The 15,204-nt window shown below is 64.6% G+C and carries 15 protein-coding genes; 12 read left to right on the top strand and 3 right to left on the bottom strand.

Annotated elements, in window-relative coordinates:
• Positions 1-22: 22 nt before the first annotated feature.
• Positions 23-940 (bottom strand): LysR family transcriptional regulator, encoded by a 918-nt coding sequence (locus BM133_RS11225; protein WP_093433715.1) that lies wholly within the window; start codon positions 938-940, stop codon positions 23-25.
• A gap of 124 nt (positions 941-1,064) precedes the next feature.
• Between BM133_RS11225 and BM133_RS11230 the strand changes: the two genes are divergently transcribed.
• A complete protein-coding gene (locus tag BM133_RS11230) occupies positions 1,065-1,820 on the top strand; it encodes a glucose 1-dehydrogenase (RefSeq protein WP_093433717.1) in 756 nt (251 codons plus the stop codon).
• A gap of 85 nt (positions 1,821-1,905) precedes the next feature.
• Here BM133_RS11230 and BM133_RS11235 read toward each other — a convergent pair whose 3' ends face one another.
• Positions 1,906-3,615 carry an acyl-CoA dehydrogenase family protein gene (locus BM133_RS11235; RefSeq protein WP_371286318.1) on the bottom strand — a complete coding sequence of 570 codons (1,710 nt, stop codon included), beginning with the start codon at positions 3,613-3,615 and terminating at the stop codon, positions 1,906-1,908.
• A 274-nt stretch (positions 3,616-3,889) separates the two neighbouring features.
• Here BM133_RS11235 and BM133_RS11240 point away from each other — a divergent pair, with 274 nt between their 5' ends.
• The 8 genes from BM133_RS11240 to argE all read left to right on the top strand — a co-directional run bounded on the left by BM133_RS11240 (position 3,890) and on the right by argE (position 11,124).
• The gene (locus BM133_RS11240; RefSeq protein WP_093433718.1) at positions 3,890-4,729 is read left to right on the top strand and encodes an AraC family transcriptional regulator; all 840 of its coding nucleotides are present in this window, start codon (positions 3,890-3,892) and stop codon (positions 4,727-4,729) included.
• 231 nt (positions 4,730-4,960) lie between these two features.
• Positions 4,961-5,953, top strand: a complete 993-nt coding sequence (locus tag BM133_RS11245) for a class I SAM-dependent methyltransferase (RefSeq protein WP_093433720.1) — start codon at positions 4,961-4,963, stop codon at positions 5,951-5,953.
• Between the two features lie 46 nt (positions 5,954-5,999).
• Positions 6,000-6,815: a hypothetical protein gene (locus BM133_RS11250; RefSeq protein ID WP_093433721.1), complete on the top strand. Its 816-nt coding sequence runs from the start codon at positions 6,000-6,002 to the stop codon at positions 6,813-6,815.
• Positions 6,816-6,875: 60 nt separating this feature from the next.
• Positions 6,876-7,175: a DUF1330 domain-containing protein gene (locus tag BM133_RS11255; protein WP_093433723.1), complete on the top strand. Its 300-nt coding sequence runs from the start codon at positions 6,876-6,878 to the stop codon at positions 7,173-7,175.
• A gap of 84 nt (positions 7,176-7,259) precedes the next feature.
• Complete coding sequence (locus BM133_RS11260) at positions 7,260-8,171, top strand: DMT family transporter (RefSeq protein WP_093433724.1); 912 nt, start codon at positions 7,260-7,262, stop codon at positions 8,169-8,171.
• 22 nt (positions 8,172-8,193) lie between these two features.
• A complete protein-coding gene (locus tag BM133_RS11265) occupies positions 8,194-8,919 on the top strand; it encodes an alanyl-tRNA editing protein (protein WP_093433726.1) in 726 nt (241 codons plus the stop codon).
• A 20-nt stretch (positions 8,920-8,939) separates the two neighbouring features.
• Positions 8,940-9,596, top strand: coding sequence for a Rieske 2Fe-2S domain-containing protein (locus tag BM133_RS11270; protein WP_093433727.1), 657 nt, complete (start codon positions 8,940-8,942; stop codon positions 9,594-9,596).
• Between the two features lie 328 nt (positions 9,597-9,924).
• The gene (gene argE, locus BM133_RS11275) at positions 9,925-11,124 is read left to right on the top strand and encodes an acetylornithine deacetylase (protein ID WP_093433729.1); all 1,200 of its coding nucleotides are present in this window, start codon (positions 9,925-9,927) and stop codon (positions 11,122-11,124) included.
• On the opposite strand, the gene BM133_RS11280 is transcribed toward argE, so the two are convergent.
• Positions 11,037-11,447 carry an FKBP-type peptidyl-prolyl cis-trans isomerase gene (locus BM133_RS11280; protein ID WP_093433730.1) on the bottom strand — a complete coding sequence of 137 codons (411 nt, stop codon included), beginning with the start codon at positions 11,445-11,447 and terminating at the stop codon, positions 11,037-11,039. The two genes, argE and BM133_RS11280, sit on opposite strands and share 88 nt — an antisense overlap.
• 135 nt (positions 11,448-11,582) lie before the next feature.
• Between BM133_RS11280 and eat the strand changes: the two genes are divergently transcribed.
• The 3 genes from eat to eutC are packed head-to-tail and all read left to right on the top strand — an operon-like array spanning position 11,583 to position 15,202.
• Complete coding sequence (gene eat, locus BM133_RS11285; protein WP_093433732.1) at positions 11,583-13,004, top strand: ethanolamine permease; 1,422 nt, start codon at positions 11,583-11,585, stop codon at positions 13,002-13,004.
• Positions 13,005-13,022: 18 nt separating this feature from the next.
• Entirely contained in the window at positions 13,023-14,420 is a 1,398-nt protein-coding gene (locus tag BM133_RS11290) for an ethanolamine ammonia-lyase subunit EutB (protein ID WP_093433733.1), read from the top strand.
• On the top strand, positions 14,417-15,202 hold the full coding sequence (eutC, locus tag BM133_RS11295) for an ethanolamine ammonia-lyase subunit EutC (RefSeq protein WP_093433735.1): 786 nt from the start codon (positions 14,417-14,419) through the stop codon (positions 15,200-15,202). The genes BM133_RS11290 and eutC overlap by 4 nt, the downstream gene beginning before the upstream one ends.
• The last annotated feature ends 2 nt before the right edge of the window (positions 15,203-15,204 follow it).

A 15,204-nucleotide genomic window follows, 5' to 3' on the forward strand; every position in this document is an offset into this window, starting at 1 on the left:
TGGGGCCGAAGCCGCGGGCGCTTCAGCGCTTGGCGGCCTTGTTGTAGGGCGCAAAGATCTCCACCGCCCAATCGACGAACACGCGCAGCTTGGCGCTCAGGTGCCGGTTGGGCGGGTACACGACGTGGATGGCGTGCGGCTCGGGCGCCCAGCCCTGCAGCAGCTCGACCAGCGCACCGCTGGCCATGTGCGGCGCGGCCATGAACGCGAAGGTCTGCCCCACGCCCAGCCCCGTGAGCAGCGTCGTCAAATGCGCGGTGCTCTCGTTCACCGCCACGACCGAATGCCCGTTGATCTCGATGCGCTCGTCGCCGCGCGCATAGCGCAGCGGAAAGGGTCGGTTGCTCAGCGACGAGAAATAGCTCAGCACGCGGTGCGAGCCATCGCTCAGGTCGGCGGGCACCTTCGGCACGCCGTGGCGCTTCAGGTAGCCGGGCGTCGCGCAGGTCACGTAGGGCAGCAGCGCGATGCGGCGCGCGACCAGTTGCTGGTCGCTCAGCACGCCGCCGCGGATCACGCAATCGACCGCATCGCCGATGAGATCGACCGGCCGGTCGCTCACGCCCAGTTCGAGCTGGATCTCCGGGTAGCGCGCATGAAACGCGGGCAGCTGCGGAATCAGTATCCGGTTGGCCAGCGAAGAGCCGATGTCCACGCGCAGCCGGCCGCGCGGATTGGCCTGCGCGTTCGTCAGGTCCGATTCGATGTCTTCCAGCTCGGCCAGCACGCGCGCGGTGCGCTCGTAATACGCCGCGCCCTCGGGCGTGACCGTCACGCGCCGCGTCGTGCGCTGCAAGAGCTTCACGCGCAGATGCGTCTCCAGCTGCTGCACCATCTTCGTCACGGTGGGCTTGGGCATCTGCAGCGAATCGGCCGCGCGGGTGAAGGTGCCGGCCTCGACCACCCGGGCGAAGACGCGCATGGCGGTGATCTGGTCCATCGGCGGATTATTAGTGATTCGGAAATAAACAAGTCACGCGCGGCACCTTGGTCTCGAAGGGGGTCGCGCCCAAACTTCCTTGCATCGTCAACGCTGCCTCGCAGCAATCTCCAAGGAAGAAGTCATGTCCCAACCCAAGCTCAACGACAAGATCGCCCTCGTCACCGGCGGCACCAGCGGCATCGGCCTCGCGACCGCGCAACGCTTCGTGGCCGAAGGCGCCCACGTGTTCATCACGGGCCGCCGCCAGGCCGAGCTCGATGCGGCGGTGAAGGCCATCGGCCGCAACGTGACCGGCGTGCTCGGCGACGTCTCCAAGCTGGCCGACCTCGACCGCCTCTACGCGGCCATCAAGGAACAGAAGGGCCGGCTCGACGTGCTGTTCGCCAACGCGGGCGGCGGCAGCCTCTCGCCGCTGGGCCAGATCACCGAAGCGCACTTCGACAAGACCTTCGACACCAACGTGCGCGGCCTGCTCTTCACCGTGCAGAAGGCGCTGCCGCTGATGCCCAGGGGCGCATCGATCGTGCTGAACGCGTCGATCACCAGCATCAAGGGCACGCCGGCCTTCAGCGTCTACAGCGCAACCAAGGCGGCGGTGCGCAGCTTCGCGCGCAGCTGGACGGTGGACCTGAAGGACGCAGGCATCCGCGTCAACGCGATCAGCCCGGGCGTGGTGCCCACCGCCGGCTACGACCTGCTGGGCCTCACCCCGGAACAGGTGCAGGGCTTCATCGAAGGGCAGGCGCAGAACATTCCGCTCGGCCGGGTCGGCACGCCCGATGAAATCGCGAAGGCCGTCGTGTTTCTTGCCTCCGACGACAGCAGTTTCGTCAACGGCATCGAGCTGTACGTCGACGGCGGCATGGCACAGATATAGACACGCTCCCGGGCTTCGCGCCGCATCTCTTTTCCCCGCGCCGGGGGCGACACCAGCGGCCCGGCAAAGCCGGTTGCGCGGTGTCTCACGAAGAGGATGCGCCAGGCGCGGTCACGTCCGCGCGCGCGACGATCTCGCGCAGGTCTGCCCCCGTGGCCAGCGTGCCCATGATGCCGGCATGCTGACCGCCCAGGCGCGATGCCACGAAGCGCTGCGCAACGGCATCGGTGCTGTGCCTGAGCATCTCGCTCGCCTGCAGCGCAAGCGCCATGCGCGTCACGACGGCGCGCGCATTGCCCTCGTCGATCGCTCCACCGCGAAGATCGTCGCGCAGGCCGGCGATGAACTTCGCGTGCGCCGCATCGGCAATTTCCGGTGGAGCAATTTCATCCAGGAACACATCGAGCGCGCCCTTCTCGCGGCCGAGCGCGCGCACCACGTCCATGCACATCATGTTCGTCGTGCCTTCCCAGATCGAATTGAGCGGCGCCTCGCGGTACAGCCGCGCGATGGGGTTCTCCATGATGAAGCCGTTGCCGCCGTGAACCTGCAGTGCCTCGTAGACGAAATAGGTCGCGCGCTGGCAGTTCCAGTACTTGACCACCGGCGTGGCCACGCGCGCGAGAAGCCGCTCGCGTTCGTTCGATGCCATGCTGTCGGTGGCCCGCGCGACGCGCATCGCCGACCACATGGCCGCTTCGCTTTCCAGCGCCAGGTCGGCCAGCACATTCGTCTGCATCGGCAGGTCGGCCATGCGGCGCCCGAAGCCGTCGCGTGTCGCTGCGTGGCGGATCGCCAATGTCAGCGCCTGCCGCATCAGGCCCGCCGAGCCCACGGCAAAGTCCAGCCGCGTGAGGTGCGCGTGCGACAGGATCTCGCGGATGCCGCGTCCCTCCTCGCCGACCAGCATGGCCCGGGTCTTGTTGAACTCGACCTCGCTCGATGCGTTGGAACGGTTGCCGCACTTGTCTTTCAGGCGCTGCACGGCGATGCGATTGGCGCTGCCGTCCGGCAGGAAGCGCGGAACGAAAAGGCAGCTGACGCCGGATGCCGTCCGGGCCAGCGTGTAGAAGCCGTCCGAGGTCGGAACCGAAAAGAACCACTTGTGGCCCGTCACGCTGTAGATGCGGGCGCCGTTCTCGGTGCCGGCGAAGGTGGCCGTGGTCTGCGTCTGGCGCAGGTCGGAGCCGCCCTGCTTCTCGGTCATGGCGTAGCCGATCACGGCGCCCGTCTTTTGCGGGAGCGGAAGGCGGCGCGGGTCGTAGTGCCCGGAGAGCGTCTTTTCGCGCCACATCGCAAACTCCGGCCGCCCCTCAAAGCCTGCACATGCCGCGTAGGCCATGCCCGTGGGGCAGCCGGTGCCGTTCTCGACCTGGTTCCACAGGTAGCTCAGCACCGCGCGGGCCAGGTGCCCCGAAGGCTCGCTGGTTGTCCAGGCCAGGCTGGGCACGCCATGCGCGAATGCCAGCGTCATCAGCTGATGCCAGGCGGGGTGGAATTCGACCCAGTCCAGGCGGTTGCCGAAGCGGTCGTGCGTGCGCAGTTGCGGGCTGTGTTCGTTGGCGAGGCGCGCAAGGTCCTGCACCTCTTCGTTGCCTGCCAACGCGCCTAGCGCCGTCGCATCCGGAATGCTCCAGGCCGCATGGCGCGCGACGAGTTCCCGCAGCGCCACGTCGCCCGTGAATGCGTTGTGGCCGACGCAGGGATCGGCCTGGTTGAACACCTTGTGCGTATCGCCGCCATCGGCCAGCGTCGACTGAAACGCCGGTTCGGTGCTTTCGAGAGGCATGTTCATGAAGGTCTCCAGGAAGTGACTGCGCCGCGGGGCATGGTGAAGCATTCCCCGGCATTCGTGAATCTGATCTTTCCCGGGTCAGGCCCGCCGCACCGGGCCCCTGGAATGGCACAGCCTTTGCTTGAAATCGACATGCAGCGATCCGGCGGTGGCCCATGCGCCCCGGATCGCGCTGTAATCACGGGAAATAGACGGCCAGGCTCACCATCCGGGTGCCATGCCATCGGTTGAAGGCGCCGGGCGCTGCAACTGCCGATCCAAACGGAGGCTTTCGTTGGCCAAGCTGGACCCTCTGAATACGTCGCGCTACTGGCATGTGCCCGGCATGCCGGGCATGGACATGCTGCATGCCGACTTCACGACGCACGAATACGCGCCGCACGTGCACCATTCCTACGTGATCGCGGTCACCGAGGCCGGCGGCGCGGAGTTCAAGAGCCGCGGCCGCACGGGCATGGCCCACCAGCAGGCGCTCCTGGTCTTCAACCCGGCCGAACCCCATTCGGGCCGCATGGGCGGCAGCGCACGCTGGCGGTACCGCTCCATCTACCTGGCCGACCCGGGCATCAGGCACCTGATGGCCACGCTGGGGATCGACCAGCCCCGGTACTTCGGCTCGAACGTCTTCGCCGACCAGGACCTCATCGCCAGCTTCCTGGACCTTCACCGGGCGTTCGACGGCAACAGCGCGGAGTGGGACCCGCTGCGCCAGCAGGAGCTGTTCGTGCACAGCTTCGGCACGCTCTTCCAGAGCCATGCGCAGCCGGGGCAGCGCGTGCTCCAGGCCCCCACGGATGCACGCGTGCTTGCGCCGGTGCTGGAACTGCTGCGCGATGCCTTCTCGGAACGACTGAGCCTCGAACAGATGGCCACAGCGGCCAGGCTCACACCGTTCCAGCTGATCGGCGCGTTCAACCGCACGATCGGGCTCACGCCCCACACCTACCTCACGCAGTTGCGCCTGCGGGCGGCCATCGCCCACCTCACCGCCGGCCGGCCGCTGATCGAAGCGGCCGTCGCGAGCGGCTTCTACGACCAGAGCGCCCTCACCCGGCATTTCAAGCGCACCTTCGGCATGACGCCGCTGCAGTACGTGCGCGCCCGCACCTGCTGAGACCCCGCCCGCCCGGCGCCTGGGCCGCGCGCTGAAGACCCCGTTTCTTTTTTTTTCATGCTGCACCCGGGCGGCGGGGCCTGTGTGCGCGCGCTTTTTGACGCAATGGCCCGCAACTGCAATTTTTGCCAATACGGGTCTGCGCACGCTCTCTATCGTGCAATCAATGGTTCGCAGCTTATTGCAAAGTAATCAATTGGTTTCCAATAACGTTGAACTCACAGGTGGCCCATGCAAAACGTCGATCGCAGCATTACCGGCTCTTCACTCGCAGGCTCTGCCATCCTGCTGGAAATAGGCGCTGAATACGGAATCATAGAAATTCTCCAGAATTCGCCGGTCGTGGATGCCGCAACGGCATCCATGTCCTGCGGAATCAAGGAGTCGGTGATTTCCGCCTATCTCGATTCCCTGAGCAAGGCAGGAATCATCGACGTCTTGAGTACGGATGCGCCGGCAACCTACAAGGCCGGCAGCAATTTCGATGAATTGATCAATGAAGTCGGATATCTCTCCTGGGCGTTGCGTGCCTGCGCTCCTTTGATCAATAACGCCAAGGAATTCTCGGAAAACAACGAGGAGGCCCAGCTCAAATACCCCCGCAGCGGCGGATTGGTGGCCCGCACATCGAAATGGATGGGCGAGAAATCCTTTTATCCCCAGCCCGAAAATGCCATTGTCGCGATGGCGCCCAAGAAAATCGTGGACCTCGGATCGGGTTCCGGCGGATTTTTGATTCGCATGCTCAAGAAAATTCCGGGCTCCAAAGGCGTTGGAATCGACCTCAGCGCATCGGCTACCGAACAAGCCGTTCGCGCCGCCAGCGAAGCGGGAATGAGCGACAGGCTCCAATTCGTCACGGCGCCCATCCAGGTTCTCGTGGAAGACGCCTCCCTCATCCGGGACGCGGACATCATTCACGCGGGATTCGTCATGCACGACCTTCTTCCCGCCGAAGAAGAAACCCTGGACGCCCTGCTGCGCGCGTGCTGCGCCCACGCCATCAAGGGCACGCTGATCATCGTGGATGCCATTCCCGTTGCACCGTCCAACTGGGAAAAGCCATTTGCCGCGGCGTTCAATCATTTGCACAACCATTTCATGTCCAGAAAGCTCTTGAGCGAAGAAGAATGGACTGAAAAATTGTTCCGCGCAGGCTTTTCGAATGTGCGGGTCGAAGTTCTAGATCACCCTGGAGGGCGAATGTTGATGGCAAGCAAATAGTCAATTCCCACGGCATTTTTTAACCAACTGTAATTAGGAGCACGAAATGAGCGTTACCATTTCCGATCTGGTTGAGAGAGTTAAAAGTCATCGATGCTATTCGCACCCGATTTTCCAGAATTGGGTCAAGGTCGAGCCCGAGCCTCCCGTGGTGGGAGCTCTTTTTCACCAGATCCAGAGTTTCTGCGCATCGACGCGCCCTGGATGGAATTTTCCGGATGCGCTCAAGGCGCACGGGCTGCACCGGCAAAGCGAATTGCTCGAGGAAATTGTCGAAAGCGAATCGGGCCACGGCCCCGAATTGGCGACGATGGCCGGTTATATCGTGAATCAATCGGGCGAGAAGCCCGTGTTTTCCGATCTCTACAACCAGGAGCAGGTCGAAGCCAAGCTCAAGGATTTTTCCAATCAATTGCTCGGCTCCCTGCCCGGCTACGACATGGAAACCGGAATGACAGCGCAGGTTCGCAAGGCCATCGGCGTCTTCGATCACCGCAAGATGACGGACATCGACAACACCTACCGGAATTTGGGCACCACGCTCGCGCTGGAAATGATCTCGAACCAGCAATTGATTCCCGGCGAAAAGTATTGCCTCGTGGACAGCGGCATCTACAACGTGGACCTGGACGTGCCCGAAATGCACTACCTGCTGGAGCACTGGGGCGAAGTCGGCGCCGAGCAGCACCACGAGCAGAACGCCCGCACCGCGGTCGAACTCGCCCTGAAGACGGAATACGCCCACCTGGTGATCGAGGGTGCGGACGATTTCCTCGATTCGCTCACCGGCCTCTGGGACGTTCTGAATGCGGCATTGCTGCAATCCGGCGTGGCCCAGGAAAGAAAATTGGCCTATGTATAGCGCGCGGCTTTCGAGCTTTTGCGCTTGAACGGCATTTCACATATCGAATCAGGTTGCGATATGGTCGCCTATCTGATTGGCCGGATGTCCATTGTGGATCCGGATCAATACAACGAATACAAGCAACTCACGCCCGGCATCGTAGAAAAATTCGGAGGCAGGTTTCTCACACGCGGAGGCGAGCGCATGCATCTGGAAGGCGCGATGGATGAGCGGCGCGTGGTTCTTGTCGAATTCAAATCCGCCGATGCGGCGAGAGAATTCTACGAATCGCCTGAATACACCTTTGCGCGAGGATTGCGAAAGGATGCTGCAGTCGATATGCAGCTGATGGTGATCGAGGGATTTGAAGGGCATTAGCGCTTCAACCCGGAGATTTTATTTGACACCAAAAACAAACCGACTGATACGACCGATGGAGACTCGGTCGTATCGGAATCAACCATGACGACCATTGCACTGCCTGTAGCTTCAAAAAACAATTTCCTTTCTTTCGTTGCGCTTCTGCTTGGCGCGGCGGCGTTGGCGCTGGGCGGCGTTTTTCTTCGCCACAGCGAATTGCCCCCGACCGCGAGCGCGGTCTATCGGGTGGCACTGGCAATTCCCATTTTCTTTCTGCTCGATATGCTTGCGGCGAGAGCCGAGCCCGTGAGCAAGAGCGGCTCGACATCCGAAAAAACGCCGCTCATTCCGATCAAGCTCATTCTCGTAGGGTTCATTTTCTCGGGAAACCTGGCGCTCTATCACTGGTCGATGACGCTGACCACGTTGGCCAATTCGAATCTGCTGGCCAATCTCGCGCCTATTTTCGTGGTGCTCGGGTCCAATATTTTCCTGGGTAAAAAATTCAATTCCGGCTTCATGTTCGGCATGCTATTCGCATTGGCCGGCGCATTCATCCTGATCGGCCACCGACTCGATTTCGGTTCGAACTACATGACGGGAAATCTGCTGGGGCTATTGACGGCCGTTTTTTACGGCTCGTACCTTTTGGCGGTCAGCCTGGTGCGATCGAATTACCGGACGATGACCGTCATGGCATGGAGCAGCGTCGGCACGCTGATCGTTCTTTTGCCCATCACGCTGCTGCGCGGCGAATCGCTGGTTCCGCACACGGTCCACGGCATGTTGATGCTGCTGGCGCTGGCGGTCGTGTCGCATGTGGGCGGACAAGGCCTCATTGCTTATGCGCTGGCCAAATTGCCCGCCGCACTTTCTTCGATCACGCTGCTGGTACAGCCCGTGATTGCGACCGTGCTCGGCGCCTATCTATTCCAGGAATACCTGAGCATTACCGAATTCGTGGGGGGCGCGATCATTTTGGTCGGCATCGTCACGGCCCGCCGTTTTTCATAGGCCTTTTGCAAACCGAGGAATCATGTCGCGTTATCTTTGCCATACCGAACCCGATTGTTTCAATTTCGAAGCCAATGTTTTGGCCCGTCGCCCGAATGCCGTCCTGCTGGACCGCTCTTTCTTTTATCCGGGCGGCGGCGGTCAATTGGCCGATCGCGGCACGCTGCAATGGAACGGGGGCCAGGTAAAAATCAGCCGCGTCGAAATGGAAGGCGGCAATGCGTGGCATTGCTTCGACGAAGCCGACATCGGCGCGACGCCCGCCGAAACGGTCACCGCCAGCGTGGACCCCGAGTTCCGTTCGCTGATGAGCCAGCTGCACACAGGCCTGCACATCCTCAATGCGCTGGTTTATCAGCGCTTCGAAGGCTCGCTGGTCACGGGCGTGCAAATGGCGGCCGACGGCACGGCCCGCATCGATTTCGACCTGCCCGAGGTCGACAACAACGACCTGCGCAAGCTCGAGCCGGAGCTCAACACGCTCATCTCCGATGGGCTGCAGGTGAATGCGCTGTACCTCGATGCAGCCGCGCTCGCGCGCGAACCCGGGGTGCTGCGCAGCCGCTCGGTCGCACCGCCGCCCCAGGGCGACGGCACCACCCGCATCATCGAGATCGTGGGGCTGGACCGGCAGGCCTGCGGCGGCACGCACCTGACGAAGACCTCGCAATCGGCACCGTTGCGCATCCTGAAGATCGAGAACAAGGGACAGCACAACCGGAGAATCCGGATCGGCCTGGTCAAGTAGCCAGGGAGGCAGCGCAAGCCATGGAACCGCCCTCCCCGCGCGCCCTCCCCCTGCCCGACGGATTCCTGCCGCCGGGCTGCACGTTCTCCGGGCAGGACTGGGCCCTCCTGGCCAGGCGATGGTTTCCCGTCGCCCGCGCCGACGTGGTGCCGGCAAAGCCGAGGCAATTGACCCTGCTGGATCTGCGACTGGCCATCTATCGAATGCCCGATGGCATTCGCATCGGCCGCGACGTGTGCCCGCACCGCGGGCTGCCGCTGAGCGCCGGGCGCATCGAGGGGGACGAACTGGTGTGCGCCTTCCACGGCCTGCGCTTCGGGTCCGATGGGCAGTGCCGCAAGGTGCCCGAGAAGCTCGCGCCCAAGACCGCGGAATGCTTCAGCGTCACGATGTTCCCGGCTGTGGAGCGCCATGGGCTTATCTGGACCTGCCTGATCCCTCATGGTGATCCGGAGATACCCGAAATTTCCTCTGCCGCTGGAGATTTCGACGCAAGCGATTTGGCGTCGATTATCAAACTTCGATCCGATTTTTTGATGAGTATTGAGAACTTTGATTTCTCCATTCATGGGATAACGATCGATCCCAACCATCACCTATCACTGCGCGATCTGGCGCTGAACGAGTACCAAAGGCTGTTCGAATCGATGGGGCCGGCCGTGGCCACGCACGCCTAGACGGGATGCGCCGTGCAGTCTTTGCAGCGCCAAATTTTCACCAATATCACCGCGTTTTCCACTGTCATGCTGTCCCTCATAGCGAGGTCACCACATGACGCAATCATTCTGCCAAGCAAGCCCTGAAGTCCTGACACCCACGAGCGAGGCATGGGATGTTCGTCCCATGGCGCTGTTGCTATACCTGCACCGGCTTCTGCTGTTTCTAGCCCGCGTTCCCGTTCGCACGAAACCCGCGAAACCCGCGAGACCCACGAAATCCAAGAACCCCACGAGACCCGAACATGACTGTCTTGTCTGACCCCCGCACCCAGGCCGGCCGCACCGCATGACCACGGTCGAGATCCTGCGGACGCTGGTGGCCTTCGATACGACCTCGCATCGATCGAACCTCCACCTGATCCAGTGGATCGCCGACTACCTGGAGACGCACCGGGCGACAGTGCAGCTGGTGCACAGCGAAGACGGACGCAAGGCGAACCTTCTTGCCAGCATCGGCCCCGACGCCGCGGGCGGCATGGTGCTCTCGGGGCACAGCGACGTCGTGCCCGTGGCGGACCAGAACTGGACTTCAGACCCTTTCACGCTGGTGGAACGCGATGGCCGGTTCCACGGCCGCGGCGCGGCGGACATGAAGGGCTTCATCGCCGCCTGCCTCTCGGCCGTTCCTTCGTGGCAGCTGCGGCGGCTGCGCCGGCCGATCCACCTCGCGTTCTCCTATGACGAAGAGATCGGGTGCCTGGGCGTGCCCCGGCTGGTGAGCCGCCTGAAGACACAGGTGCAGGCGCCTGCGCTGGCCATCGTCGGCGAGCCGACCGAGATGCGCATCGGCGTCAGGCACCGCGGTTTCTTCGGGCACCGGGCGCTCTTCAGCGGACTGCCCGCGCATTCGAGCGACCCGTCGCTGGGCGCCAGCGCGATCGAGCCCGCGGCCTACCTGGTCACCCGCCTGGCGGGCCTACGGCGAAGCTTTGCCAGGCAGGGCAACGAGGCGACGCTCAACATCGGCCGGATCGACGGCGGCACGGCCATCAACATCGTGCCGGGCTGCTGCGAGGTCCTGTGGGAATTCCGGCCGCACGATGAAGCGGCGGCGCAGCTCGTGCGCGATGCGGTCCGCGAGGCCCTGACGGACCTTCCCGCCGGCGTCACGGTCCAGGCGGTGCAGATCGCCGGCGTGCCGGCGCTGTCCACGCGCAACAACGACGCGGCGGTCTCGGTGGCGCGCGAACTCGGCGCGCTCTGGCCCGAGGCGGACCTGCCGTTCGGCACCGAGGCGGGCTTCTTCCAGCAGGTCGGCATTTCGACGGTGGTGTGCGGGCCCGGCTCCATCGCCCAGGCGCACCAGCCGGACGAATGGATCTGCGCCACCCAGCTGCAGGCGGCCGACCGCTTCATGCAGGCGGCCGGTGCCTGGGCGATCCGCGAGGCCCCGGGCGATCAGCGCTTGGTGACCGAGACCAGCTCGACTTCGAAGTTCAGCGTGGCGTTCGGCGGAATCACGCCGCCCGCGCCGCGCGAACCGTAGGCAATCGACGGCGGGCAGGTCAGCTTGGCCTTGCCGCCCGGCTTCATCTTCTGCACGCCTTCGGTCCAGCACGGGATCACGCCGTTGAGCGGGAACTCGGTCGGCTCGCCGCGCTTGTAGGAGCTGTCGAACTCCTTGCCGGTGTCGGGGAAGGTGCCGCGGTAGTGGACCTTGACAGTGTCGGTGGCGGCGGGCGATGCGCCGGTGCCTTCCTTGAGCGACTGGTAAATGAGGCCGCTGGGCGTGGTCACGGCGGCGGTTTGCGCAAAGGCTGCGGGGATGGCGAAGACGGAGACGAGAGCGGCACAGAAAAGAGACTTCACGAAACACCTCGGGGATTGAAAGGCCCCGATTATGGCCAGCGCGCATCTGCGGCCGATGTAGCGCGATGTACGTAGTGGAACGACCCTTGCTTTGCTGAATGCGCACTGTCAACATTCACGAAGAGAGGAAGCCTCATGCACTCCACCGAAGCCACGCCGGCCGCATCGACTGCCCAGGGCACGGGTCACCTGAAAAAGGTCCTGGGCCCCATCCAGCTCTGGGGGATCGCGGTGGGCCTGGTCATCTCCGGTGAGTACTTTGGTTGGAGCTACGGCTGGAACACGGCCGGCACGCTCGGCTTCCTGGTCGCCACGGTGCTGGTGGCCACGATGTACACCACCTTCATCTTCAGCTTCACCGAGCTCTCCACCGCCATCCCGCATGCGGGCGGCCCCTTCGCGTATGCGCGGCGCGCCTTCGGGCCGACCGGCGGCTTCGTTGCGGGCTTTGCCACGCTGATCGAATTCGTCTTCGCGCCGCCGGCCATCGCGCTGGCCATCGGCGCCTACCTGAACGTGCAGTTCCCGGGCATCAACCCGAAGTGGTTCGCGCTCGGGGCGTATGTGATCTTCATCGCGCTCAACTGGGTGGGCGTGGGCATCGCGGCGGCCTTCGAGTTGTTCGTCACCATCCTGGCCATCGTCGAGCTGCTGGTGTTCATGGGCGTGGTGACGCCCGGCTGGACGATGGCCAACTTCGTCGCCAACGGCTGGGCCGGCGGCAATGTGCTCAATGGCGCGGCGATCTCGGGCATCTTCGCGTCGATCCCGTTCGCGATCTGGTTCTTCCTGGCCATCGAAGGCGCGGCCATGGCGGCCGAAGAGGCGCGCGATCCGCACCGCACCATTCCCATCGCCTACACCACCGGCATCGTCACGCTGGTGGTGCTGGCCTTCGGCGTGATGATCTTTGCGGGCGGCGTGGGCGACTGGCGCAAGCTGGCCAACATCAACGACCCGCTGCCCCAGGCCATGAAGGCGGTGGTGGGCGACAACAGCGGCTGGCTGCACATGCTGGTGTGGATCGGGCTCTTCGGGCTCATCGCGTCCTTCCACGGAATCATCATGGGCTACTCGCGGCAGATCTTCGCGCTGGCGCGTGCCGGCTACCTGCCGGCCTACTTCGCGGGCCTGAGCCCGCGCTTCGACACGCCGCACCGCGCGCTGCTGGCCGGCGGCGTGATCGGCGTGGTCGCGATCTTCAGCGACGAGTGGGTGCAGTTCGGCGGCCAGACGCTCACCGCCAACATCGTGACCATGGCCGTGCTCGGCGCGATCGTGATGTACCTCATCTCCATGGCCGCGCTCTTCAAGCTGCGCAAGAGCGAGCCCGGCCTGCTGCGCACCTACCGCGCGCCCTTCTATCCCGTGTTCCCGGCCATTGCGCTCGGCCTGGGCGTGGTGTGCCTGGGCGCCATGGTGTGGTTCAACTTCATGCTGACGGTGCTGTTCCTGGTGCTGATGGCCGCGGCCTACGGCTACTTTCTTGCGACCTCCTCGCAGCGCAAGGCGGCCGCGCCCGACGAGATGCTTTCTTCCTCCGCCACCAACGCCTGAACCGACGCCTGAAAGACGATGCGCTACCGCACCACCATCGCAGAACAGGTCTTCACCTTCGACGACCTGAAACAGGTCATGGCCTTCGCCAGCCCCGCGCGCTCGGGCGACTACCTGGCCGGCGTGGGCGCCGCCACCGCGCAGCAGCGCATGGCCGCGCGCCATGTGCTGGCCGACACGCCGCTCAAGCAGTTCCTGACCGAAGCGCTCGTTCCCTACGAGAGCGACAACATCACGCGGCTCATCCTCGACGGCCACGATGCAGCGGCCTTCGCGCCGGTGTCGCACCTCACGGTCGGCGACTTTCGCAACTGGCTGCTGTCCGATGAAGCGACCACCGCCACGCTCACCGCGCTCGCCCCCGGACTCACGCCCGAGATGGTCGCGGCCGTGTCCAAGCTCATGCGCAACCAGGACCTGGTGTCGGTCGCGAAGAAGTGCAGCGTGGTCACGCGCTTTCGCAACACCATCGGCCTGCCCGGGCACCTGTCGGTGCGGCTGCAGCCCAACCACCCGACCGACGACCTGCGCGGCGTGGCCGCCTCCACGCTCGATGGCCTCCTGTACGGCGCGGGCGACGCGGTGATCGGCCTGAACCCCGCCTCCGACAGCATGCCGGTGCTGGGCCAGTTGCTGCACATGCTCGACGAGGTGATCCAGCGCTTCGAGATTCCCACGCAGAGCTGCGTGCTCACGCACGTGACCAACACGCTCAGGCTCGCGGAGGCCGGCGCGCCGGTGGACCTGGTGTTCCAGTCGATCGCGGGCACCGAGAAGGCGAACCTCTCGTTCGGTGTGACGCCCGAACTGCTCGACGAGGCCTATGCGGCGGCGCTGGCCCTGAAGCGCGGCACCGTCGGCGACAACGTCATGTACTTCGAGACCGGCCAGGGCAGCGCGCTCTCGGCCAATGCCAACTTCGGCGTGGACCAGCAGACCTGCGAGGTGCGCGCCTATGCACTCGCACGGCGCTACAAGCCCTTTCTCATCAACACGGTGGTCGGCTTCATCGGGCCCGAGTACCTGTACGACGGCAAGCAGATCATCCGAGCCGGCCTGGAAGACCACTTCTGCGGCAAGCTGCTGGGCCTGCCGATCGGCTGCGACATCTGCTACACGAACCATGCCGAAGCCGACCAGGACGACATGGACACGCTGCTCGTGCTGCTGGGCACCGCGGGCATCAACTTCATCATGGGCATTCCGGGCGCGGACGACGTGATGCTCAACTACCAGAGCACCTCGTTCCACGACGCCCTGTTCCTGCGCCAGACGCTGGGCCTGAAGCGCGCGCCCGAGTTCGAGGCGTGGCTGCAGCGCATGCAGATCACCGATGCGGCGGGACAGCTCGCGCCGCCTTCTTCCAACCGCCTGCTGGCCGACATGAGCGGGCTCAACGCCCTCGCCGCACGATGAGCGACGCCGTCACACCCAACCCCTGGGCGCAATGGCGCTCCGCCACGCCCGCACGCCTGGCGCTCGGGCGCGCCGGCGCCGGCATGCCCACCGACGAGACGCTGCGCTTCGGCTGGGCGCATGCGATGGCGCGCGATGCGATCCATGCGGCGCTCGATGTCGATGCGCTCGAAGCCACGCTGGGCGCGCAGCATTGGGAAGTCGCCCGCGCCCGCAGCCGTGCGGCGGACCGCACCACTTATCTGCGCCGTCCGGACCTGGGCCGCCAGCTCGACGACGAAGACGACGGGCGCCTGCGCGGCATCGGGCGCTACGGCTGCGATGTCTGCGTGGTCATCGGCGATGGGCTTTCATCGCTCGCGGTCGCGCGCCACGCCGCACCGCTGCTCGCCGCCCTGCGCTCGCACTTGCCGGCCGACACGCGCTTCTCGCCCGTGGTCATCGCCACGCAGGCGCGCGTGGCGCTGGCCGACGAGGTGGGCGAGCTCTTCGGCGCGATGCTCTCGGTGATGCTGATCGGCGAGCGGCCGGGCTTGAGTTCACCCGACAGCCTGGGCATCTACCTCACCCATTCGCCCAAGCGCGGGCTGAACGATGCGGCGCGCAACTGCATCTCCAACGTGCGGCCCGAGGGCCTGCCCTACGAGGCCGCCGCGTTCAAGCTGGCGTGGCTGATGCGCGAGTCCCTGAGCCGGGGGCTGACCGGCGTCGCGCTCAAGGACGAGAGCGATCTCGCGGGGCTGGAGCAGCAGGACGGGCGAAGGGCGGCGCTGCCTGGATGAGG

Source organism: Variovorax sp. 770b2 (assembly GCF_900115685.1).
In the GTDB taxonomy this organism is placed as follows: Bacteria; Pseudomonadota; Gammaproteobacteria; order Burkholderiales; family Burkholderiaceae_C; genus Variovorax.